Genomic DNA, 22,609 nt, shown 5'->3' on the forward strand with positions numbered 1-22,609 from the left:
GCTCAGCGATCACAAGTGGTCGTACTATGTACCGTTCGATGTATGGCGTCAAGGTCGCTGACATGCCCCGGGCCGAAGGATCCGGAGCTGGGAAGGCCGGGGGGCGAGGCTCAGTCGCCGGTACGCCGCAGAACGCCGTCGATGAGGCAGTCCAGCCCGAAGAGGAACTGCTCGTCGCTGGGCAGCGTGGTCATCTCCTCGGCGAGCTCCACCATGTGCGGGAAGTCCTCGCGCGGCAGGGTCCCGTAGAAGTGCCTGCGCCGGCGCCGCAGCTCCGCCGCCTCGGGGTGGTCCGCCTTCCCCCACGGGCGGGGCGCCTGATAGCTGGCGAAACCCAGGCTGTACTGCACGATCAGACCGTAGACACGCACCGCGTCCCGGTCCCCGAACCCCGCCTCGCGCAGCCTCCCGATGACCGCCTCGAACGCGCCCCGCATGGACCGCGGGCCGGTGCTCACCCGGGTGGAGAAGAGCCGCACGATGCTGGGGTGTTCCCGCATCATCTCCAGGAAGGCCAGCGCGAGGGCCCGTACGACCGCCTCGGGCGAGGTCTCCTCGGCGGTGGGCAGCCGGAAGTTCCCCATGACGTAGTCGGCGATCCCGTCGAGGATCTCCTCCTTGCCGCGGAAGTAGCTGTAGAGCGTCATCGCGCCCACGCCGAGATCCGCGGCGAGCCGCCGGATCGTCAGGACGTCGATGTCCTCCTCGTCGCAGATCCGGGTGGCCACCTCGATGATCCGCTCAGCGGTGAGCGCCCTGCCACGCGACCGCTGACCCGCCACTGGGACTCTCCTCTTCGCACACCACCGGGGACCGGCGACACCGACGCCGTCGTACACCACACCGTACAGGCGTCCCGCCGATCGGGCGGCGGTCAGGAGGTGTTGTCCGAGCGGGCGGCCAGGTCGAGCGCGATGTCCGTGATCATGTCCTCCTGACCGCCGACCATCGCACGGCGGCCGACCTCGACCAGGATCGCGCGGGTGTCCAGGCCATGGCGGACCGCGGCGGCCTCGGCGTGGCGCAGGAAGCTGGAGTACACGCCCGCGTAGCCGAGGGTGAGGGTCTCGCGGTCGACGCGCACCTCGCGGTCCTGGAGTGGCCGTACGAGGTCATCGGCGGCGTCCATCAGGGGGAACAGGTCGCAGCCGTGCTTCCAGCCCATCAGGTCGGCGACGGCGATGAACGCCTCCAGCGGGCAGTTGCCCGCCCCCGCGCCCTGGCCCGCGAGCGAGGCGTCGACGCGGGTGACGCCGTTCTCCACGGCCACCACGGTGTTGGCCACGCCGAGGGCGAGGTTGTGATGGGCGTGGATGCCGAGTTCGGTGCCCGGGTCGAGCACATCGCGGTAGGCGCGGAAGCGGTCGCGGACACCGTCCATGGTGAGCCGGCCGCCGGAGTCGGTGACGTACACACAGTGGGCACCGTAGGACTCCATCAGCCGTGCCTGGCGGGCGAGTTCGGCCGGTTCCGCCATATGCGACATCATCAGGAACCCGGCCACGTCCATGCCCATCTCGCGGGCGGCGGCGATGTGCTGGGCGGAGATGTCGGCCTCGGTGCAGTGGGTGGCGACGCGCACGGAGCGGATGCCGAGGGCGTGGGCCTGCCTGAGATCGTGCAACGTGCCGATGCCCGGCAGCAGCAGGGTGGTGGGGATCGCCGTGCCGGTGGCCCCGACGACGGCCTCGATCCAGTCCCAGTCGGTGTGGGCGCCGATTCCGTAGGTGACGCTGGAGCCGGACAGGCCGTCGCCGTGGGCAATCTCGATGGCGGCCACCCCGGCGGCGTCCAGCGCGGCGGCGATGGTGCCGGCCTGCTCGACGGTGTAGCGGTGGCGGATGGCGTGCATGCCGTCCCGCAGGGTCACGTCCTGGACGTAGAGGGCGGGCGGGACGGGCGGGGTGCCGTCGGTCGCGTCGCCGTCGGTCGTGGTCATCGTGCGGCCTCCTCGCCGGAGCGGTGTGCGGCCAGGCGCTCCGCGGTGCGCAGCGCGGCCGAGGTCATGATGTCGAGGTTTCCGGCGTAGGCCGGGAGGTAGTGGGCGGCTCCCTCGACCTCGAGGAAGACCGAGACCTTCACCGCGTCGGTGTGCGCGGCCTCGGCGGGCAGCAGGGAGCGCATCGGGTCGCCCGGCCCCACCTGGTCGAACTGCACCTTCTGCTTGAGGCGGTAGCCGGGCACATACGCCTGGACGCGGCCGACCATCTCCTCGACGGAGGCCGTGACCTCCTCGGTGGCGCAGCCCGAGACCAGGCAGTGCACGGTGTCGCGCATGATCAGGGGCGGTTCGGCGGGGTTGAGGATGATGATGGCCTTGCCACGGGCGGCGCCGCCGACGCGCTCGATGGCGGCGGCGGTGGTCTCGGTGAACTCGTCGATGTTGGCGCGGGTGCCGGGGCCCGCGGAGCGGGAGGAGATGGAGGCGACGATCTCCCCGTAGTGGACGGGGGCGACCGCGCCGACCGCGGCCACGATCGGGATCGTGGCCTGGCCACCGCAGGTGACCATGTTGACGTTGGGCGCGTCGAGGTGGGCGTCGCCGTTGACCGGGGGCACCACATAGGGGCCGATGGCGGCCGGGGTGAGGTCGACGAGAGTGCGGCCGAGGGGGCGCAGCACCTCCTCGTGGCGCTTGTGGGCACCGGCGGAGGTGGCGTCGAAGACGATGTCCACGTCGGCGAACTCGTCCATCGCCACCAGCCCGTCAACGCCCTCGTGGGTGGTGGCCACCTTCAGGCGGCGGGCGCGGGCCAGGCCGTCGGAGGCGGGATCGATCCCGGCCATCGCGGTGATCTCCAGGGTGTCGGAGAGCCGCAGCACCTTGATCAGGAGGTCGGTGCCGATGTTGCCGGAGCCGATGATCGCCACTTTGGTGCGGGTGTTGGTCTCGCTGCTCACCGGTGGTCTCCTTCCGGGGCGAACCCGACTCCTACCGTGCCCAGGTCCGAGATACTGGCGTGGAACACATCGCCCGGGGCGGCCGGGACCATCGGCCCCAGGGCCCCGGTCAGGACGAGGTCGCCCGCCCGCAGCGGGTCGCCCCGCTCGGCGAGGGCCGAGGCCAGCCAGACGGCCGCGTTGAGGGGGCCGCCGAGGCAGTCGGCGCCGGTCCCGTCGGAGGCCGGCTCGCCGTTGCGCGTCATGGTCATCCGCACCGAGCGCAGGTCGAGCCCGGACAGTGGCACCGGGCGGGCGCCGAGGACGTACAGCCCGCAGGAGGCGTTGTCGGCGACGGTGTCCACGATGGAGATGTCCCAGTCCCGCACCCGGCTGTCGACGATCTCCAGCGCGGGCAGCGCGAAGTCGGTGGCGCGCAGCAGGTCCACGACGGTGCAGTGGCGGTGTGGCAGATCGCCGCCGAGCACGAGCGCCACCTCGGCCTCCACCTTGGGCTGGAGCAGCCGCCCGGCGGGCACCTCGCCCCCCTCCGGCACCGCCGTGTCGGCGAAGAGCGCGCCGAAGTCCGGCTGGTCGACACCGAGTTGGCGCTGTACGGCCGGAGACGTCAAGCCGATCTTCCGGCCGACGATCCGGCGGCCGGTGGCCTCTTCGCGTCGCAGGTTGAGCCGCTGCACCGCGTAGGCGGACTCGATGTCGCCGTCGTCCAGGAGCGTGCGCACCGGCGCGCAGGCGATCCCGTCGCGGGCGGCGCCCGCGAGTGCGTCGGCGGCCTTGACCACGGCCCCGGGGAGGGGGTCCGTCGGGACGTGGTCGGGAACATTCGGCACGGGCTACCTCCTGGAGAAGAACACGGGGCCGGGGCCCGGCGCTCCCGATATGGCCTCCGGTATAGACGCGCCGCCCACCACGAGCCAACTTTCGTTCCGTCACACGGAACGAGGCAGGTGGCGACGGAACGCGTGAGGTGACCCTGACCTCGCGTACCCGCGTCCGTCCAGCGGCCCGTACCGCCTGACGGAACACTCCGGGCAAACGGCCCGTCCCCGCCGAACACCTCTTGACGGCGCCCAAGGAGTTCCGTACAAAGTACGACCAGAAGTGCGGGCTCACTTCCCCGCCACGTCAGGAGAGTGCATATGCTGACCGCCCACTACGCCTCCAGCCGGTTCGGCCAACTGCACTACGTCGAGTGCGGCGAGGGCGAGCCGGTGCTGCTGCTCCACCAGACCCCGCGGTCCTGGGCCGAGTACCGCGATGTGCTTCCGCTGCTCGGCGCCACGCACCGGGCGATCGCGATGGACACCGTCGGCTACGGGGCGTCGGCGAAGCCTGCGGACGATCAGAGCGTCGAGATGTTCGCCGACGGGGTCGAGGACCTGGTGGACGGGCTCGGACTCGATGCGTTCCACCTGGTCGGACACCACACCGGTGGAGTGATCGCGGTGGAGGTGGCCGCTCGTCTGGGCTCCCGGGTGCGGAGCCTGACGCTCTCCGCGACCCCGTTCATCACCCCGGAGAAGCGCGCCCGCGCGGTGTGGAGACGCCCGGTCGACTGGGTGCCGCCGAAGCCGGACGGCTCCCACCTCATGGAGTTGTGGAACCGGCGCAGCCACTTCTACCAGCCGGGTCAGGAGGCCGCGCTCAACCGCTTCATGGCCGACGCCCTGCGGGTGCTGGACCGGGTGGAGGACGGGCATATCGCCATCCGGCTGTTCGCGATGGACGAGCGGCTGCCACGGATCACCGCCCCGGCCACGGTCATCTGCGGACAGGAGGACGACCCGTCGATGCCCAGCTTCGAGCCGATGGTGCGGGCGTTGTCGGCGAAGGGGCATATCGTGCCCGGGGCCGGTGTGCCGTTTCCCGAACAGCGTCCGGAGGAGTTCGCCCGGCTCGTACGGGAGGCCGTCGCGTCCGCCGAGGTGGCGGGCGGCTGACGACGGCGTGGCGTCAGGGCGCTCCTGGCCCGGGGAACAGCGAGCGGTAGAAGGGGGTCGCGCGGAACCCGTCCCCGTGGTGGGTCGAACCCCAGCTCAACGGCACCGCCGGGCCGTCGGTCCGGTGCAGCTCGCCGGTGAGCGCGTAGTCGGGGTGCACACCGTCGTCGCTCAGCGTCGTGGTGAAGTCGAACACGAACCGGTCGCCCGGCCGCACCGACAGGCCCTCCTCCGCCAGTGGCGCGTAGACCGGGGCCCAACTGCTCGACTGCGTCAGCGAGTCGATGGGCTCGTCGTCCTCGGCCACCCACAGCCGCATGCCCAGCGCGAGCCCGGAGACGTTGCCCGCTCGCGTGAACGTCAGCTCGGCGCCGTCGGTGCCCTCCGGGTCCAGGTCGCCGTTGAACTCCAGCGGCTCCACCTCGACGGCACCGGACAGATACGACCGCTCCCGCACCGCCGGATTGTCCTGCACCCCCTCGACGGCCACCCGCAGATCGAAGGGACGGCCCACCGAGGCGAACACCTCCTCCACATAGCGGAGGACGAGAGTCGGAAACCCGGGGTGCTCGCCCAGGTACGCGCTGTCCAGGTCCAGCGCGACGGCCGTGGTGGCGCTGCGGTGCGGGATGAACACCCCGTCGGGCTTCACCAGCCGCTTCCGCGCGTCCCGCAGCACGGACCCCGCGCCCTCGGAGCCGGCGAGCGTGCCGATGATCTCCGAGACGCACACGTCGACGGGCTCGGGCAGCTCGATCTCGGTGGACAGCCCCTCCACCACCGTGATCCGGTCGGCGAAACCCGCCTGCTCGATGTTCTTCCGGGCGATCCGCGCGGACTTGGGGATGACCTCCACGGCCCACACATGCCGCGCTCCGGCACGGGCGGCGGCCAGCGCCCACACCGCGTCCTGCCCCGTGCCGATATCAACCACGGTCCGGCCGGGGGCGTAGCGCCGGACGGCGTCGGAGTACGCGCTCATCCGGCGCTTGTCCTTGATCATCGCCTCGTACGCGACCTCGTCGTACACCGGATACTCGCCGATCGACGGCCACAGCCATACCGGGCTCGACTCGATATCGCACGCCCGCACCGGCACCTTGCATCCCGGCGCGGCCAACTCCGCGACGAAAGAATGATGCATCGTTCAACCTTTCCCTGGGCGACTTTTCGAGACCAGCATGCCAGCCCTAAAAACCCGGAATTCCCTAGGATTAGAATGCGCCATGAATGAATAAAGTCCGAACATAGCACTGTTAAAGCAATACCAAAGCACCCCGGCGCGACGCGACCGAACACCCCTTGCCGTGCCTGGCCGGGCACCGCGGCCAGGCCCGCTCGGGCGCCGCGCGAACAGGCCCGCGGAACAGACACATGGGGAGGGATTGACATGTTCACGACCACGCGGGGGTTGATTCGGGGAGTGAATTCGGCTGAATTTCGCGACTGGCCCGCCATATCCAGCCCCGGGCCGTCCGAAAATAATCGTCACTAATATTATTAGCGCGACAACCTTTCAGCGGAGAATTGCGTCCGGAGCGGGAGGGGCCGGCGCCGGGCGGGTGGGATCGGCGGCACGGCCCGCCAAGTCGGCTTCGACGTCCGCCCGTTCCGCCCTCAACGGATCAGGTGCCGTTCATCTGGCCGCCCCCGCGTGGTCACAGGTCTTGACCACAGTGCGGGCCGGGGTCACCGATTCTTCACATGACGCGCGGGAGGGCGAATGGACGCGACGGACCGCAACCATCTGGGCAGACGGACACTTTTGCGGGCCACCGCCGTGATACCGGCCGCGGGCACGGTGGCCGTCGCGTCGGGGACGACGCCCGGTCACGCCGCCACCCCGAAGCCCGGCGGCCACCACTACGACTCCGCGTCACCGCGGTTCAGCCTCGCGATCCTGCCGGACACGCAGTACCTCTTCGACGCCGACAGCTCCGACCCGGAACCGCTCCGGGCGACCTTCCGGTACCTGGTGTCCCAGCGCGAGGACGCCAACTTCGCCTTCATGGCGCACCTGGGCGATGTCACGGAGCACGGTTCGCGGGAGGAGATCTCGCTGGCCGCGACGGTGTTCGGGACCATCCACGGCAAGGTCCCCTACAGCGTGCTCGCCGGCAACCACGACATCGACTCCGGGACCGACGACCAGCGCGGCGACAGCGCCTATCTCGACGCCTTCGGCCCGCGGCGGTTCTCGTCCATGCCCACCTTCGGCGGCGCCTCGGCCGACGGCTACAACAGCTACCACGTGCTGCGCGCGGGCGGCCGGGAGTGGCTGGTCCTCGCGCTCGACTGGCGGGTCTCCGCCTCCGGTCTTGGATGGGCGCGGAAGGTGCTCGACACGCACCCCACCCTGCCCGCGATCCTCACCACCCACGACCTGGCCTGGGCGGACGACGACGGCGCCGCACAGCTCTCGGACAACGGCCGTCGGCTGTGGGACGGCCTCATCCGCGGCAACGACCAGATCTTCCTCGCGCTGGGCGGGCACTACTGGCCCCCTGGGCGCACCGTACTGACCAACGACGCGGGTCACGAGGTCCACGTCCACATCACCAACTACCAGGACCGGTACTACGGCGGCGCCGGGATGATCCGCCGCTACGCCTTCGACCTGGTCCGTAACGTGATCGACGTGGAGACCTTCTCGCCCTGGTTCCTCAGCCGGGATCCGGAGAAGCGCACACCTCTGGAGGCGGAGACCATCGAGCTGACCGGGCCCGCCGACCGGTTCAGCCTGAGCGTCGACTTCGAGCGGCGCTTCGCCGGCTTCGCGCCGGTCGTGCCGCGCGAGCCGCGCCCGGCGTCCGCGGTGATGCCGCGCGGCACCCTCGCGTACTGGCGCTTCGACGCCTCGGGAACCGCCTCCCGGGCGACGGACGCGGACACCCCCGTCGGTACGGACACGGTGATCCGCGATCTGTCCGGCCACGGCAACGACCTCCGGGTGACGCGGCTGCACGACAGCGCGCCCGAGATCCTGACCTGGTCCGGCGAGCACCACGGCGACCAGCCGGCCCATGCCAGTCTGCGCTTCGAGGGCGGAAAGGCCCCCGACCGCGGCGCGGTCCTGACCACCTCCGGCACGGCACCGCTGAACTCCGAGAAGTTCACCGGCGGTTACACCATCGAGACGTATCTCAAGCTCCCGGACCCCTTCGAGGGCGACCACGCCTGGATGGGCATCCTCAGCTGGGAGGGCCGCAACGGCGACGCGGGCAAGACCACCGGCTGGTCACCCGACGAGCCGACGTGCAGCCTCAATGTGACCCCCGAACGCTTCCTCCAGTTCGTGGTCTACCCGCAGCTGCAGGACGCCGATCCCACCTCCTGGAGCCACGCCCTGCCGGTGGGCCGGTGGACCCATGTCGCGGTCGTCAACGACGGCCACCACACCGTGGTGTATGTCGACGGCTCGAAGATCGCCCGCAATCCGAGCCAGCCGTCGACGGGGATCGCCACCCTCGGCAAACCCTTCGTGATCGGTGCCACCCAGTTCGATGAGAAGTTCGGCCAGAGCTTCTACGGCTGGATCGGCGACACCCGCATCGTGAAACGAGCCCTGCGGCCAGAGGACTTCATGACCGCCCCCGCCTAGTGTCTTCCGGATCGGAGGGGGTAGGTGGCGTTCGTTCCACCCGATCAACGCCGCCCTCCCCCTACGGCCAGGAGAGACACATGCCCAGAGCCCTCGTCACCGGGATCGCCGCCACCGCCGTCGCCACCGTCCTGCTCACGGGTTCCGGAGTCGTGAGCGCCACCGCCACGGCCACCGCGCCACGGGAGCCGCGCGCCACCGATGTCCATCGAGTCCGCATCCAGGACGACTTCGACTCGCTCGGCCCCGAGGTCCGGGCGCTGAAACTGGACTCGGGCCGCACCGCCCACTACATCGACGACGGCCCCCGGGACGGCAAGCCGGTGCTCTACATCGGCGGCACGGGCACCAGTGCGCGGGTGGCGCATATGACGGACTTCCTGCGCTCCACCCGGGAGTCCCTGGGCCTGCGGCTGATATCGGTCGAGCGCAACGGTTTCGGCGACACCGAGTTCGACAAGAGCCTGGGGAAGGCCGACTTCGCCGAGGACGCGCTTCAGGTGCTGGACCGCGTCGGGGTGCGCAAGGTCAGCGTGATCGCCATCTCGGGCGGCGGTCCGTACGCCGCCGAGCTGGCGTCCATGGCCCCCGACCGCATTCAGTCACTGCACCTGGCCGCCGCGCTGCCGCCGTACGGGGCCCAGCGTCCGTACTGCTCGATGTCCGACGAGGAGCTGGGCAAGTCGCTGGAGAAGCAGATCGCCGACCCCCGGGTCTGGTGGGCGCTCCCGGACGACAGCCCGACCAAGCGCATCCCCGGCTTCGCCGACACCGCGTTCGAGGACGGTGCCCGCACCTACAACCAGCGCGGTCAGAAGGCCGACCCAGCAGCTCAGGTGCATGAGCAGAAGCTCTACTGCCAGCGGCCCGGCCCCGATCTGTCAAAGCTGACGGCCCCCGTCACCCTCTACAGCGGAAAGAAGGACACGACCGTGCCGCCCAGCACGATCGACACCTGGAAGCAGCACCTGCCCGGCAAGCCGGCCGTGCGCAGCTACGCCGACACGGGACACGATGTGCAGTACCGGCACTGGGACCAGATTCTCGTCGACCTCGCCGGGCACACGGACCGCACGGTCATCTGCTACCGGGGCCACAGCACGATGCCCCCTGCCCGGATCGCCGACCCGCTGGTCGAGAAGGGCCGGGCCACGCTGGGCAGTTGCGCCTGGCAGCAGTCCGGTGAGGACGGCTCCGTCGGCTGAGACGAGGCCCCGAGATACGTCACGGCCGCCGCGCCCAGAACAGGGCGTGGCCGCCGTCGCCCTCGGGGACGAACTCCTCGCCCTCGACGGTCAGTCCGGCCCGGGTGAGCCAGTCACGGTAGGTCGCGGCGTCGGCGTGGCTCCACCACATCGTGGCGCCACCGCCCAGCCAGTTGTCATCGGTGCCGGTCCAGGCGGTGTGCCCGGTGGTGGCCAGGAACCAGCCGCCGGGGCGGAGCCAGGCGGCGATCCTGGCGAGGAGTGGAGGCTGTTCGTCCAGGGGGATGTGGATCAGGGCGTAGAGGGAGACCACGGCATCGAAGGAGGCGGCCGGGAACTCCACCGCCGTGGCATCGGCCTCGCGGAACTCGGCCTCCGGCACCAGCTCCCGCGCCCGGCGGACCTGCTCCCCGCTGATGTCGACACCGGTCACACGGTGTCCTGCGGCGCTGAGTACGCGGGCGACTGGGAGGCCGGAGCCACACCCCAGGTCCAGCACGGTGGCGGCGGGCGGGATGCGCTGTTGGAGGACGCCGAGCCAGGGCTGGTACTTGGTCTCGGCGCCGTAGGACTGCTCGTAGTGACGGGAGAGCGCGTCGTATCCGCGCCTGACCACGTCCTTGGGATCGTCGATGTCCACGGCGGAGCACGGTAGTTGGGGGCGGGTGCGTTCCGCGAACGGTTTTGGTGCGTCGGTGCGGCGCCGTTCGCGCCTTCGGCGCCTTTGAGCATGGGGCCGGGGGTGCCCTGGCCGGACTCCGTCGCCGACCACCGGGGCCGGTGGGACGCGGCGCGGTGGCGGCCCCCGTCGGCTCATGTCGAGGACCGGTCCGGACTGCGGCGGGGGGTGGGGGTACCCCTGGAAAACGTTTGACAAATTAGTTGCGTCAGATCAAGCATTCGGAGAGGGGGTACCCGGGAGAGGCTGCCCCACCGGCCCGGCGGACGGCGACGGCGCCGCGCCCCCGCCCGGCTCGCCGAGGCGCTGCATGATGCGCTGCGGGTGGCGGAGAGCCGGGGGCGGCGACTGGAGGACCGGGAAGAGACCGCGACCGAGCAGAGTTAGTAGAAACATGAACAACAGCGTGGACGTCGCGGTCATCGGTGCCGGGCAGGCGGGGTTGTCCGGGGCCTATCATCTGCGGCGGGCCGGGTACGAACCCGGGGCGGGCTTCGTGGTGCTCGACCACGCGCCCGCACCCGGCGGGGCGTGGCAGTTCCGGTGGCCGTCGCTGACGTACGGCAAGGTGCACGGGATGTACGACCTGCCGGGTATGCGGCTGACCAGCGATGACGCGGATCCCGACCGGCCCTCGTCCGAGGTGATCCCGGCCTACTTCGCACGCTACGAGCGCGCCTTCGATCTCCAGGTCATCCGGCCCGTGCACGTCGACGCCGTACGGGACGGGGAGGACGGTCGGCTGCTGGTCGAGACCTCGGCCGGGACCTGGTCCGCACGGGCGCTGATCAACGCGACCGGTACCTGGGACCGGCCGTTCTGGCCCCGCTACCCCGGGCAGGAGACCTTTCGGGGGTGGCAACTGCACACCTCGCGGTACCCCGGGCCCGAGGCCTTCGCGGGGCGGCGGGTGATCGTCGTCGGGGGCGGGGCCTCCGGGGTGCAGCATCTGCTGGAGATCGCGGAGGTGGCGGCGGAGACCACCTGGGTGACCCGGCGCCCGCCGGTGTTCCGCGAGGGGCCGTTCGGCGAGGTGCAGGGGCGGGCGGCGGTGGCGCTGGTCGAGGAGCGGGTACGGCGGGGACTGCCACCGCAGAGCGTGGTGTCCGTGACCGGGCTGCCGCTGACGGAGCCGATGCTGCGTGCCCGGGAGAAGGGCGTCCTCGACCGGCTGCCGATGTTCGAGCGGATCACTCCGGACGGGGTGGCCTGGGCGGATGGGCGCCATGTCGAGGCGGACACGATCCTCTGGGCCACCGGTTTCCGTGCCGCGATCGACCATCTCGCCCCGCTGCGGCTGCGTGAGCGGGGTGGCGGGATCGCCGTGGAGGGGACCCGGGCGGTCCGTGACCCGCGGGTGCATCTGGTCGGCTACGGGCCGTCGGCCAGCACGGTCGGCGCCAACCGGGCGGGCCGTGCGGCCGTACACGAGATCCAGGCGCTGCTGGACGCCGACCGAAACCCGGCCCAGGAGCTGCTGGACGCCGACCGGCACCCGGCGCCGCCGGTCGGCCCGCGGTCACCGGAGATGATCGCCGTCGAGCGTTGACCCGGTGCGGGGCGGGCCGGTGCTGCCCCGGACCACGAGGGTGGGGTCGAGGACGATGTCCCGGTCGGCGGTGCGCCCCTCGTCGAGCCGTTCGGCGGCCGCCCGGACGGCGAGTTCGGCCGCCTCGGCGGCCTCCTGCCGTACGGAGGTCAGGTCGATGAAGGACAGCCGGGCGAGTTGGCTGTCGTCGTAGCCGACGATGGACACGTCCTCGGGCACCCGGACGCCCGCGCGCAGCAACGTGCCGAGCAGGCCGTGTGCACAGCGGTCGTTCCCGGCGATGACCGCCGTGGGCAGCTCGGGGCGCGCGAGCAGGTCGCGGGCCGCGCGGGCGCCGGACTCCTCGGTGTAGTCACCGGGGAGCACCCGGATGTGGTCGGCGAGTCCGTGGCGGCGCATGGCGGCGCGGTAGCCGCGTCGCCTCTGGTCGGCGCTGGGCATGGCGCCGCCGTCGATGTGCGCGATGGCGCGGTGTCCCAGTGTCACGAGGTGGTCGACGGCCTGGCGTATCCCCTTGGTCTCCGCGGTCCGGACGACATCCACACCGGCGGCTCTCGTGCGCGGGTTGATCTCCACGATGGGGGCCCGGCCGACGCCCGTGGTCAGATGCTCCCAACTGGACGTCGCGCCAATGGTGATGACGGCTTCACTGCGCAGTCCGAGCAGCTCCTCCATCGACTGGCGCTCGCCGCGGGTGGCGATCATGGCATTGAGCACGAGGGTGTAGCCGTGCTTCTGGGCCGCGGGGTAGAGGGCCTCGACGATTCCCACGTCGTACGGATGGCGCATGGTGAACAGCACGCCCAACTGCCGGCTCCGGGTGCGCCGCAGCAACTGGGCGGCGGTGTCGGGACGGTAGCCGAGTTCCTCGGCCGCCCGGAACACCCGTCGCCGCGTCTCGGCGCTCGCGCCGGGCTGGTTGCGGAACACCAGTGACACCAGGGCCTGCGAGACGCCGACGCGCGCGGCGACGTCGGACATGGTCGGCCGTTTGGGGCGCCCCGCCGAGACTCCCGGCCCGCCCGAGAGGCCGGCGCCCCCTGGATCCCCCATCCCAGCCTCCTCGTGCTTCATGTCTTGACATGCATCACACACCGCCCTCATAGTACGTGGCACTTGTACGTACTAGTTGTACTGACAAACAGACAAAGGCTCTCCGCAGCCGCACGATCGTGGCTGGCTGGGCGGCCACTTACCCGACGCCGGGAAACAACCGCACCTGTCGGGGCGCCACCACACCTTCCGCCGGCTCCACGAGGAGACACGACGATGAACATCGGCCTGACGATCGACAACGTCGGGGAGCACCACTCATGACCGGAACCTCTTCACACCCGACATCCATCGAACTGCCCGCGGATACCAAAGGCCCCCATTCCCGGCGGCTCGGGCTGGTCGCCGTCATCGTGACCTTCGGCGGACTGCTGTTCGGCTATGACACCGGCGTCGTCAACGGCGCCCTCGATCCGCTCACCGCCGACCTCGGGCTGACCGCGTTCACCGAGGGCGTCGTCGTCAGCAACCTCATCTTCGGCGCCGCCTTCGGCGCCATGATCGGCGGAGTGCTGTCCGACCGGCACGGCCGCCGCCACAACATCCTGATGCTGTCCCTGGTGTTCATGGTCGGCACTCTGGGCTGCGTCCTGTCGCCGAGCTGGCAGGTCCTGGCCCTCTTCCGCTTCATCCTCGGCCTCGCCGTGGGCGGCGCCTCGGCGACGGTTCCGGTGTATCTGGCCGAGATCGCCCCGGCCGAACGGCGCGGCTCCATCGTCACCCGCAACGAGGTGATGATCGTGACCGGCCAGTTCGCCGCGTTCGTCATCAACGCGGTCATCTTCAACCTCTGGGGCGAGACGGACGGCATCTGGCGGCTCATGCTCCTGGTCGCCGTCCTTCCGGCGATCGGGCTGTTCATCGGCATGCTGCGGCTGCCGGAGAGCCCGCGCTGGCTGGTCTCCCAGGGCCGTGACGAGGAGGCGCTCGCGGTGCTGTCCCAGGTCCGCACCCCCGAGCGGGCCCAGGCGGAGATGGCCGAGGTCCACCGGCTCGCCGAGGAGGAGCGGGTCGCCAAGACCGCGGGCCGGGTGGACCTCGGGGTGCGCTGGGTGCGCCTGCTCATCCTGATCGGGGCGGGCCTCGGCATCTGCCAGCAGTTCACCGGCATCAACTCGGTCATGTACTACGGTACGCAGCTACTCGGCGACGCCGGGTTCTCGGGCGACTCGGCCATCATCGCGAACACCCTCAACGGCGCCTTCAGCGTCATCGGCATCGCGGTGGGGGTGTCGGTCATCAACAAGATCAAGCGCCGCACCATGCTGCTCGGCGGGTTCACCCTGACCACCACCTTCCACCTGCTCGTCGGTCTCTCCGCGCTGCTGATGCCCGAGGGCACCGCGAAGGCGTGGCTCATTCTCGTGTTCGTCGTGCTCTTCGTCTTCTCCATGCAGGCCACCATCGGCCCGCTGGTCTGGCTGATCCTCTCCGAGATGTTCCCGCTGAAGATCCGCAGCCTGGCCATCGGTATCAGCATCTTCGTGCTGTGGTTCGCGAACGCCCTGGTCGCCCTCGGCTTCCCGCCGGTCGTGAAGGCCATGGGGATCTCGAACACCTTCTTCGGCTTCGCCGCCTTCGGTGTGCTGGCCATCGTCTTCATCGCGACCTGTGTTCCGGAGACCAAGGGCCGCTCGCTGGAAGAGCTCGAGGACGACTTCCGCGCCCGCTACTCCTGACCCGCCCCGCCCCGAGAGAAGGCCCACCCACCATGACCGTCATCACCGCCATCGCCGAGGGCCGCGAGGGAGACCACGCGCTGGCCGCGGGAGTCGCCGAGGCCCGGCTGCTGAACACCGATCTGGTACTGGTCAATCTGCGTCTGTCGGCGCTGGACCGCTCCGAGGTGCCCGAGGACCCGGCGACCACGGTCGTCGAGCGCAGCGGCCCCGGTGACCGCGACCCGGTCGACGCCGTACTGGACGAGATCGAGGCCCGGCCCGACGTCGACCGGCTGGTCATCGGCCTCCGCCGGCGGTCGCCGGTGGGCAAGGCGCTGCTGGGCAGTGTGAGCCAGCGGCTGCTGCTGGAGAGCCCCGTCCCCGTCGTCGCGGTCAAACCCCCGGCCTGACGGTGCCCCCGGCGCCTTTCCCGACCCCGCCGGGATCAGCGAACCCCAGGTCAGGCGCCCGCTCTGGACGCGAACGTGGAGTCCCGCACCACCAGTTCCGGCTGCAGCACGATGCGCCGGTGCTGGTGGGCGGCGGCCTCGTCGCCGGTCTCCTCGATCAGCAGCTCGGCCGCCGTACGCCCCATCCGGAACGCCGGCTGGCGCACCGAGGTCAGCGGCACCGCGGCCGCCGCCGCGAACTCGATGTCGTCGTACCCCACCAGCGCCACCTCCCCCGGCACCGACACCCCGGCCGCGAAGAGGGCCTGCAGCACCCCCAGCGCCAGCAGGTCATTGGCGCAGAACACCGCCGTCGGCCGGGGTGAGATCCCCAGCAGCCGGGCGCCCGCGTCGCGGCCCGAGGCCACGTCCAGCCGCTCGGCCTCGATGTGCACCATCGCCTCCTCCGGCAGCCCGTCCTCCGCGAACGCGCCGAGCAGCCCGGTGCGCCGGTCCTGGCACTGCGGGAGCAGCATCGGACCGCTGACGTAGACCACGGAGCGGTGGCCCTGGGCGATGAGATGGCGCCCGGCGAGCGCGCCGCCCTCGATGTCGTCGACCGACACCGAGCAGCCGTCGGCGCTGGGCACCTCGCGGTCCACGAAGACGAACGGGATGTCGTGGCGCCGGAAGCCCTCCAGGTTGGCGCCGGTGACATCGGCCGGGGTGACCAGCACCCCGCGCACCCGGTGTTCGGCGAAGAGCCCGAGGTAGTCGGCCTCCTCCTCCGGGCTCTGCGCGCTGTTGCACACCATCACCCCAAGACCCGCCTCCCGCGCCGCACGCTCGGCACCGCTCGCCACGTCCACGAAGAACGGGTTGGCCATGTCCAGCACCAGCAGCGCGATGATCCGGCTGCGCCCGGCGCGCAACTGGCGCGCGGACTCCTGGCGTACGTAGCCCAGGCGCTCGATCACGGCCTGCACCCGGTCGCGGGTGGCCTCGGCGACCATCTCGGGCCGGTTGATCACATTCGAGACGGTACCGACCGACACTCCCGCCTGCCGCGCGACGTCCTTGATCCCCACCATGCGTCCCACGACCCGGGCCTCCGCCTTCCCGCGACCCACCACGGCCGCGGGAACATGGTAGTGCGCTGTTCGACCGGTCGGGCGGGACCGGGCCGCCGCGGGCCCCGGGCCCCGCTCAGCCGCGCGAGCGCACCAGGCTCGATCCGCGGACCACGAGCTCGGGCTGGAGGACGATCCGCTGGTGGCGGTGGTCCCCGGCCCGCTCCCCCGTCTCCTCGATCAGCAGCTCGGCCGCCGTACGCCCCATCCGGAACGCCGGCTGGCGCACCGAGGTCAGCGGCACCGCGGCCGCCGCCGCGAACTCGATGTCGTCGTACCCCACCAGCGCCACCTCCTCCGGCACCGACACCCCGGCCCCGTACAGCGACTGCAGCACCCCCAGCGCCAGCAGGTCATTGGCGCAGAACACCGCCGTCGGGCGCGGGGACATGCCCAGCAGCCGGGCCCCCGCGTCCCGGCCGCAGGTCACGTCCAGCCGGTCCACCTCGACCTGGCGCAGCGCGGACTCGCCGAGCCCCCGCTCGCGCAGGGCGCGCAGCGCGCCCTCGCGGCGGTCGCGGCACTGGGCCAGCCGCATCGGCCCGCTCACATAGGCGACGGTGTGATGGCCGAGGCCCAGAAGGTGGCGGACGGCGAGTTCACCGCCGGTGACATCGTCCACCGACACCGAACACCCCTCGGCGCTGGGCAGCACCCGGTCCACGAGGACGAAGGGGATGGGCTGCCGCCGGAAGGAGGCGAGGTTGCGCCCGGTCATATCGGCCGGGGTCATCAGCACCCCGCGCACCCGGTGCTCGGCGAAGAGCCCGAGGTAGTCGGCCTCCTCCTCCGGGCTCTGCGCGCTGTTGCACACCATCACCCCAAGACCCGCCTCCCGCGCCGCACGCTCCGCGCCACTCGCCACGTCCACGAAGAACGGGTTGGCCATGTCCAGCACCAGCAGCGCGATGATCCGGCTGTGGCCGGCCCGCAGTTGGCGCGCGGACTCCTGGCGTACGTAGCCCAGGCGCTCGATCACGGCCTGCACCCGGTCGCGGGTGGCCTCGGACACCGAGTCCGGGCGGTTGATGACGTTGGAGACCGTGCCGACCGAGACCCCGGCCTCGCGCGCCACCTCCTTGATGCCCACGCCTGGTGCCATGGTCAGGAAGGGAGGGCGAAGTCGACGACGCGGAGTGCGGAGGGTGTGCTGCCGCTGGACTTCCGCTGGTACAGATACGACAGGACGCCGTCCTGGGCGAGCCTGGTGTCGTCCACGACGACCTCGCCGAAGGCGTCAAGGCCACTGCCGTCGTAGACGGTCTTCCAGTCCGTCCAGCCCGAGGACTTGGAGGCGGCCACGATCCGGCCGTACGGCATCACGGCGTAGGCGTTGTCGTAAGCGTCGAAGACCAGGTGACTGCGCTGGGTGGAGCCGGGGGCCACCGGGATCTCGGTCTTCTTCCAGGTGCCTGCCGTGTCCTTGAAGACGTGGAAGGTACGGCCGTATCGAGTCCGGTCGGCCACGTAGTCGGTGGTGCACTGTCCGAAGCGGCCGGGGACGTAGCTGATCAGGGCGTGGGGCGCGCCGGTGGAGTCGGTGGCCTGGCTCTCCTGGTTCATCAGCGAGTGGTCGGGATTGAGGGGGTCGACGACCGTTCCGGCGTCGCCGACCGCCACCGTGTCGGAGCCACCGGTGGCGCCGACGACGGCGCCCGCCGCGGTGCGCCAGGTGCGGCCCCGGTCGGAGCTGTAGACGTAGCCGGTGTCGTGGTTGGTGAGGCCACCGCTCGCGCACATCACCGCGTTGTTCTGCTCGCGCCAGGTGTAGAAGGCGTGCAGCCGGCCGTCGGGCCCGTAGTCGATGCCGTGCAGATACATGTTGCGGGCGGTGCTGGAGCCGTGCTCGCTGCGGTAGGTGCCGGTGGCCGAGGACCACTCACCGAGGGCCTTCCACTTGGTGCCGTCGTACTCGGCGAGCGCGTTGCGGCCGTTGCCGGAGACGCCGACGCGGTAGCTGAGCTGGAGTCTGCCCTCGGGGGTGGCGATGAACTGCGGGTAGGTGAACTGGGAGGTGAGCGCGAGGCCGTCGAGGGTGGTCTGGACGGCGCCGAACTGGCCGGTGGTCCAGGGGTGTCCGGCGGGGTCGTCCACCAGCCCGGCCACCGACTTCACATAGAAGAAGCCGCTGCTGTGGGAGTCCATGTTGAGGTGCAGCCGGCCGTCGGTCCGCGAGATCCCCATGGAGATGACGTTGTGGGAGTCGTCGGCGGTGAGCCGGTGCGGCAGGGTGACGGTCTGCCAGCTCCGCTGGGTGAGGGCGCGGCGCCCGATGACCGCGCTGCGATCGGCGGTGTACCAGGCGGCGTACTGATAGCCCTTGTAGGTGAGCAGCCCGTTCTTCTGGAAGGCGTTGTTGTTGACCAGGCCGTCGTACGACACGAAGTAGACGGCCCTGGCGTCGAGTTGGGTGTCGGCGAGCTGGCTGACGGCCGGGCCGGGAGCGGCGGTGGAGCCCGGGGCCGCGCCCGCGCCCGTGGTCGCCGCACCGAGCAGGGCGGTGGCGAGCGCGACGGCGGCGAGGGGTCTCATCTTGAGTCTCCGTTCTGCGTCGGTGGACGGGCCGGTGCGGGGGCCATGCGGCGGGTCCGGGGCGTGGCGGCCCCGGCCCGGGGCCTACTCGAGGTGGAAGACCTCGGTCAGCGGCTTCATCGCCTCGTCCGGCTTGGCGCCGTCGAGCGCCTCGAAGAGGGGCGCCATCTCGGCCTGCCAGCGGGCGTTGACCTCGGTGGCGGCCATCGCGGCCTGGGCCGCCTCGAAGTCCTCGGCCTCCAGATAGCCGACGAGCAGCCCGTCCTCGCGCAGGAAGAGCGAGTAGTTGTGCCAGCCGGTCTCCGAGAGCGCCGCCCGCATCTCGGGCCACACGGCCGCGTGCCGCTCGCGGTACTCCTCGATCCGGTCCTGGCGGACCTTCAGCAGAAAACACACCCGCCGCATCGCCGACCGCCCGCCTCAGAAGTGGTACTTGTCGATGTTGGACTTCTCGAAGACGGTGGGCGGGCCGAGGATGACCTCGCCGTTCTTGCCGACCGTGTACTCGCCCAGCTTCCCGGCCTTGAACTTCTCCCCCTCGGCCCCGGTGATCTGGCCGGAGGCGAGCGCGGCCGCGGCGTACGAACCGAGGTAGCCCAGCTTCTTGGGGTCCCAGAGCGCGAACTGCTCGACGGTGCCGTCCTTGACGTACTTGCGCATCTGGTTGGGCGTGCCGAGGCCGTTCAGCACCACCTTGCCCCCGTACGAGGAGCCGCTGATGTAGCGGGCGGCCGCGGCGATGCCGACCGTGGTGGGCGCGATGATGCCCTTGAGCTTGGGGTACGCCTTGAGCAGGCCCTGGGTCTCCTGGAAGGACTTCTGGTCGTCGTCGTCCCCGTACACCGTCTTGACCAGCTTCATGTTCTTGTAGGCGGGCTTGCTCAGCTCGTCCTTCATGAAGCGGATCCAGGTGTTCTGGTTGGTGGCGTTCTGGGTGGCGGAGAGGATCGCGATCTGGCCCTTGTAGTCGAGCTGCTCGGCGAGGTGCTGGACCTGGCTGCGGCCGATCTCCTCGGAGCTGGCCTGGTTGATGAAGAGCTGGCGGCAGGCCGGGGCGGTGTCGGAGTCGTACGCCACCACCTTGATGTCCTTCTTCATGGCCTGCTTGAGCGGGCCGCACACCGCGTTGGGGTCGTTGGCCGCGATGAGGATGGCGTCCTGGCGCTGCTGGACCAGGGTGTTGATGTACGACACCTGGGAGGAGGCGCTGGCGTCGGACGGGCCGACCTCCTTGCCCTTGCCGCCGAACTCCCCGACGGCCGTGATCCCCGCCTCGTCGACGATCTTCTCGTAGGGGTTGTTGATCTGCTTGGGCAGAAAGGCCAGCTTGAGGCCCTTCTTCAGGGGGGCGCCGGGGTCGGCCTTGGCGTCGCTCTTGGCGGCGCCGCCGTTGTCGTTGTCGTTCTTGGTGGTGCCGCCGCAGCCGGCCAGGGCCACGGCCAGGGCACAGACCGCGGCGGCGGTGGCGGCGGCGCGTCGGCGGCGCGCGGGAAAGCGCTGGTTCATGAGAAGACCTTTCGCGGTGCGTGGGTGGATCAGCTGGTCGAGGCGGCGGCGCGCCGGTGACGCCAGGCGCTCACGGTGGCGATCAGTCGGGGGGTGAGGACGGAGGCCACCAGCAGCAGCCCGGTGACGATCACCTGGACCTCGTTGGCCACGTCGTTGAGGGTCAGCAGGTTCTTCAGGACGCCGATGAGCAGCACTCCGGCGACGGCGCCGAACAGTGTGCCCTTGCCGCCGTCGAAGTCGACGCCGCCCAGCAGGACGGAGGCGATGACGAGCATTTCGAAGCCCTGGCCGTTGTCGGCCCGCGCGCTGCCGTACCGCAGGGTGAACACGACCCCCGCGAAGGCCGAGACCAGTCCGCTGACCACGAACAGCAGCAGTTTGACGCGCTTGACGCGGATGCCCGCGAAGTACGCGGCGTCCTCCTGGGCGCCGATGGCGAACAGCGACCGGCCCACCCCAGTGGCGTGCAGCACCACGGCGGCGACGGCGGCCAGCACGATGAACAGCGTCACCGGATAGGTGAGGAAGGTGCCGGGCACGGTGGTGGTGTCCACGGCCCACTTGGCGTACGTCTCGGGGAAGTCGGTGATGGCGTTGGAGCCGAGCACCACCGAGGCCAGCCCCCGGTAGAGCGCGAGCGTCCCGATGGTGACGGCCAGCGAGGGCAGCCCGACCCGGGTGACCAGCCAGCCGTTGAGCAGCCCGCCGGCCACCCCGACCAGCAGCACGATCGGCACGATGGTCTCGAACGCCCAGCCCGCGTCCCACAGTTGGCCGGTGAGCGCGCTGGACAGGCCGAGCATCGAGGCCACCGACAGATCCACCTGCCCGGCCACCACCAGCAGCGTCATCGGCAGCGCCATCAGCGCCACCTCGGCGATGTCGTTGAAGGCGAAGGCGAGGTTGTCACGGCTCGCGAAGCCGTCCGTGGTGCCGAGGCCGGTGAGGAAGACGGCCACCAGCAGCACCCCGACGGCGGTGTCCCACCTGAGCTTCATCGTGCGCTCCTCTTCCTCAGCGCGCGGGTCATGCGCACCCGTACGATCCGGTCCACGCTGATCGCCGCCAGCAGCAGCGCACCGGCGATGGCGTCCTGCCAGAAGGAGTCGACCTTCAGCACGGCCAGGGCACTGCCGATGGTGGTGAGCAGCAGCGCGCCCAGCGCCGCGCCCCACACCGTGCCGGTGCCGCCGACGATGGCGACGCCACCGACCACCACCGCGCTGACCACGGTGAGTTCCCAGCCGTGGGCGTTGTCGGCGACGACGGTGCCGAAGCGGGCCAGCCACAGCGCGCCCGCGAAGCCCGAGACGGCGCCGGAGAACAGATACGCGGCCAGCACCCGCCGCCGGATCGGCACCCCGGCCAGCCGGGCGGCCTCCGGGCTGGAGCCGATGGCGTACAGCTCACGGCCGCCGCGGTAGGTGCGCAGCACGTACGCGGTCCCGGCGAGCACCACGAAGGCGATCAGCGGGAGATACGGGATGCCCAGCACGCTGCCGCTGCCGAGATCCAGCACGGACTCCGGCACATCGGCGGCGTTGATCTGCTCGCCTTGCGCCCACCAGTAGTCGACGCCCTGGATGATGTAGAGCATTCCGAGGGTCACCACCAGCGCGGGCACCCGTCCGAAACTCACCAGCGCCCCGCTGACGATGCCGCAGCCCGCGCCGACGATGAGGCCGAGCGCCAGGACCGTCAGCGCCCCGTGGTCGGTGCCGGAGACGAACTTCCCGCAGGCGAAGGCGGACAGGCCCACCACGGAGCCGACCGACAGATCGATGTTGCGGGTGATGACCACGACCGACTGCCCGACCGCGAGCAGCACCAGGATGGCGGCGTTGAGCAGCAGGTCCTTGATGCCCTGGTCGTCGAGGAAGCGCGGTTCGGCGATCCAGGTGAACAGCACCAGCAGCGCCAGGGCACCGGCGATGCTGATCTCCCGGGCGCGGAAGACGGCGTCGACGAGCGAGCGGGCCGAGCCCGCCGGCTGCGGGGCGGTGGCGGGCTTGTCGGGTTTCTCGATGGTCACGCTCACGTGCGCGTCCCTTCTGCGGTGGCGCCGTTGGCGCCGGTGGGCCCGGCGGCGCCGGTGGGCCCGGTGGCGCCGGTGGGCCCGGCGGCGCCGGTGGGCCCGGCGGCATGAGGGAGCCCACTCGCGCCGGTGGCGTGGGAGTGCCCGCTCGCACCGGTGACGCCGGTGGGCCCGCTCGCACCGGTGGGCCCGGCGGCGCCCGTGTCACCGGTGGCATGAGGGAGCCCACTCGCACCGGTGGGCCCGCCGGCGCCCGTGTCACCGGTGGCATGGGGGTGCCCGCTCGCGCCGGGGGCATGGGAGCGCCCGCTCGCACCGGTGACGCCGGTCGGCCCGCTCGCACCGGTGGGCCCGCCGGCGCCCGTGTCACCGGTGGCATGAGGGAGCCCACTCGCACCGGTGGCGTGGGAGTGCCCGCTCGCACC

The 22,609-nt window shown here is 71.0% G+C and carries 20 protein-coding genes and 1 pseudogene; 6 read left to right on the forward strand and 15 right to left on the reverse strand.

What is annotated here, in order from left to right; all coding sequences use genetic code 11:
- Positions 1-110 precede the first annotated feature (110 nt).
- The 4 genes from NP777_RS43485 to NP777_RS43500 form a co-directional block, all read right to left on the reverse strand.
- Positions 111-782 (reverse strand): TetR/AcrR family transcriptional regulator, encoded by a 672-nt coding sequence (locus NP777_RS43485; RefSeq protein WP_256655726.1) that lies wholly within the window; start codon positions 780-782, stop codon positions 111-113.
- 92 nt (positions 783-874) lie between these two features.
- Positions 875-1,939, reverse strand: a complete 1,065-nt coding sequence (gene dmpG / locus NP777_RS43490) for a 4-hydroxy-2-oxovalerate aldolase (protein WP_256655727.1) — start codon at positions 1,937-1,939, stop codon at positions 875-877.
- Positions 1,936-2,901 carry an acetaldehyde dehydrogenase (acetylating) gene (locus tag NP777_RS43495; RefSeq protein WP_256655728.1) on the reverse strand — a complete coding sequence of 322 codons (966 nt, stop codon included), beginning with the start codon at positions 2,899-2,901 and terminating at the stop codon, positions 1,936-1,938. Before NP777_RS43495 ends, dmpG begins: the two co-directional genes overlap by 4 nt.
- Complete coding sequence (locus NP777_RS43500; RefSeq protein WP_256655729.1) at positions 2,898-3,731, reverse strand: 2-keto-4-pentenoate hydratase; 834 nt, start codon at positions 3,729-3,731, stop codon at positions 2,898-2,900. The genes NP777_RS43495 and NP777_RS43500 overlap by 4 nt, the downstream gene beginning before the upstream one ends.
- A 309-nt stretch (positions 3,732-4,040) precedes the next feature.
- On the opposite strand from NP777_RS43500, the gene NP777_RS43505 reads away from it, so the two are divergent.
- Positions 4,041-4,841 (forward strand): alpha/beta fold hydrolase, encoded by an 801-nt coding sequence (locus NP777_RS43505; RefSeq protein ID WP_256655730.1) that lies wholly within the window; start codon positions 4,041-4,043, stop codon positions 4,839-4,841.
- A 13-nt stretch (positions 4,842-4,854) separates the two neighbouring features.
- Here the strand turns inward: NP777_RS43505 and NP777_RS43510 are convergent, their stop codons facing one another.
- On the reverse strand, positions 4,855-5,985 hold the full coding sequence (locus NP777_RS43510) for a 50S ribosomal protein L11 methyltransferase (RefSeq protein ID WP_256655731.1): 1,131 nt from the start codon (positions 5,983-5,985) through the stop codon (positions 4,855-4,857).
- 579 nt (positions 5,986-6,564) lie between these two features.
- On the opposite strand from NP777_RS43510, the gene NP777_RS43515 reads away from it, so the two are divergent.
- Together NP777_RS43515 and NP777_RS43520 are read left to right on the forward strand one after the other, a co-directional pair.
- A complete protein-coding gene (locus tag NP777_RS43515; protein WP_256655732.1) occupies positions 6,565-8,442 on the forward strand; it encodes a LamG-like jellyroll fold domain-containing protein in 1,878 nt (625 codons plus the stop codon).
- Positions 8,443-8,522: 80 nt separating this feature from the next.
- Entirely contained in the window at positions 8,523-9,647 is a 1,125-nt protein-coding gene (locus tag NP777_RS43520) for an alpha/beta fold hydrolase (protein WP_256655733.1), read from the forward strand.
- Between the two features lie 19 nt (positions 9,648-9,666).
- Here NP777_RS43520 and NP777_RS43525 read toward each other — a convergent pair whose 3' ends face one another.
- Complete coding sequence (locus tag NP777_RS43525) at positions 9,667-10,287, reverse strand: class I SAM-dependent methyltransferase (protein ID WP_256655734.1); 621 nt, start codon at positions 10,285-10,287, stop codon at positions 9,667-9,669.
- A gap of 433 nt (positions 10,288-10,720) precedes the next feature.
- Between NP777_RS43525 and NP777_RS43530 the strand changes: the two genes are divergently transcribed.
- Positions 10,721-11,875, forward strand: a complete 1,155-nt coding sequence (locus NP777_RS43530; RefSeq protein WP_256655735.1) for an NAD(P)-binding domain-containing protein — start codon at positions 10,721-10,723, stop codon at positions 11,873-11,875.
- On the opposite strand, the gene NP777_RS43535 is transcribed toward NP777_RS43530, so the two are convergent.
- The gene (locus NP777_RS43535; RefSeq protein ID WP_256655736.1) at positions 11,846-12,856 is read right to left on the reverse strand and encodes a LacI family DNA-binding transcriptional regulator; all 1,011 of its coding nucleotides are present in this window, start codon (positions 12,854-12,856) and stop codon (positions 11,846-11,848) included. The two genes, NP777_RS43530 and NP777_RS43535, sit on opposite strands and share 30 nt — an antisense overlap.
- A 191-nt stretch (positions 12,857-13,047) precedes the next feature.
- Between NP777_RS43535 and NP777_RS43540 the strand changes: the two genes are divergently transcribed.
- Positions 13,048-14,607: a sugar porter family MFS transporter gene (locus NP777_RS43540; RefSeq protein ID WP_256655746.1), complete on the forward strand. Its 1,560-nt coding sequence runs from the start codon at positions 13,048-13,050 to the stop codon at positions 14,605-14,607.
- Between the two features lie 32 nt (positions 14,608-14,639).
- Entirely contained in the window at positions 14,640-14,999 is a 360-nt protein-coding gene (locus NP777_RS43545) for a universal stress protein (protein ID WP_256655737.1), read from the forward strand.
- Between the two features lie 50 nt (positions 15,000-15,049).
- On the opposite strand, the gene NP777_RS43550 is transcribed toward NP777_RS43545, so the two are convergent.
- From NP777_RS43550 to NP777_RS43585, 8 genes and pseudogenes are all read right to left on the reverse strand, one after another.
- On the reverse strand, positions 15,050-16,069 hold the full coding sequence (locus tag NP777_RS43550; RefSeq protein ID WP_256655747.1) for a LacI family DNA-binding transcriptional regulator: 1,020 nt from the start codon (positions 16,067-16,069) through the stop codon (positions 15,050-15,052).
- 115 nt (positions 16,070-16,184) lie between these two features.
- The gene (locus tag NP777_RS43555; protein ID WP_256655738.1) at positions 16,185-17,210 is read right to left on the reverse strand and encodes a LacI family DNA-binding transcriptional regulator; all 1,026 of its coding nucleotides are present in this window, start codon (positions 17,208-17,210) and stop codon (positions 16,185-16,187) included.
- A gap of 2 nt (positions 17,211-17,212) precedes the next feature.
- Positions 17,213-18,640, reverse strand: a complete 1,428-nt coding sequence (locus NP777_RS43560) for a BNR repeat-containing protein (protein ID WP_256655739.1) — start codon at positions 18,638-18,640, stop codon at positions 17,213-17,215.
- 84 nt (positions 18,641-18,724) lie between these two features.
- Complete coding sequence (locus tag NP777_RS43565; RefSeq protein WP_256655740.1) at positions 18,725-19,045, reverse strand: L-rhamnose mutarotase; 321 nt, start codon at positions 19,043-19,045, stop codon at positions 18,725-18,727.
- Positions 19,046-19,060: 15 nt separating this feature from the next.
- Positions 19,061-20,146 (reverse strand): rhamnose ABC transporter substrate-binding protein, encoded by a 1,086-nt coding sequence (gene rhaS / locus NP777_RS43570; RefSeq protein WP_256655741.1) that lies wholly within the window; start codon positions 20,144-20,146, stop codon positions 19,061-19,063.
- Positions 20,147-20,175: 29 nt separating this feature from the next.
- Complete coding sequence (locus NP777_RS43575) at positions 20,176-21,147, reverse strand: ABC transporter permease (protein ID WP_256655742.1); 972 nt, start codon at positions 21,145-21,147, stop codon at positions 20,176-20,178.
- A complete protein-coding gene (locus NP777_RS43580) occupies positions 21,144-22,187 on the reverse strand; it encodes an ABC transporter permease (RefSeq protein ID WP_256655743.1) in 1,044 nt (347 codons plus the stop codon). The genes NP777_RS43575 and NP777_RS43580 overlap by 4 nt, the downstream gene beginning before the upstream one ends.
- Positions 22,184-22,609, reverse strand: a pseudogene (locus tag NP777_RS43585) (hypothetical protein); the annotation flags it as partial. The pseudogene NP777_RS43585 and the gene NP777_RS43580, both read right to left, overlap by 4 nt.

Source organism: Streptomyces rugosispiralis (assembly GCF_024505145.1).
GTDB classification, from domain to species: domain Bacteria; phylum Actinomycetota; class Actinomycetes; order Streptomycetales; family Streptomycetaceae; genus Streptomyces; species Streptomyces rugosispiralis.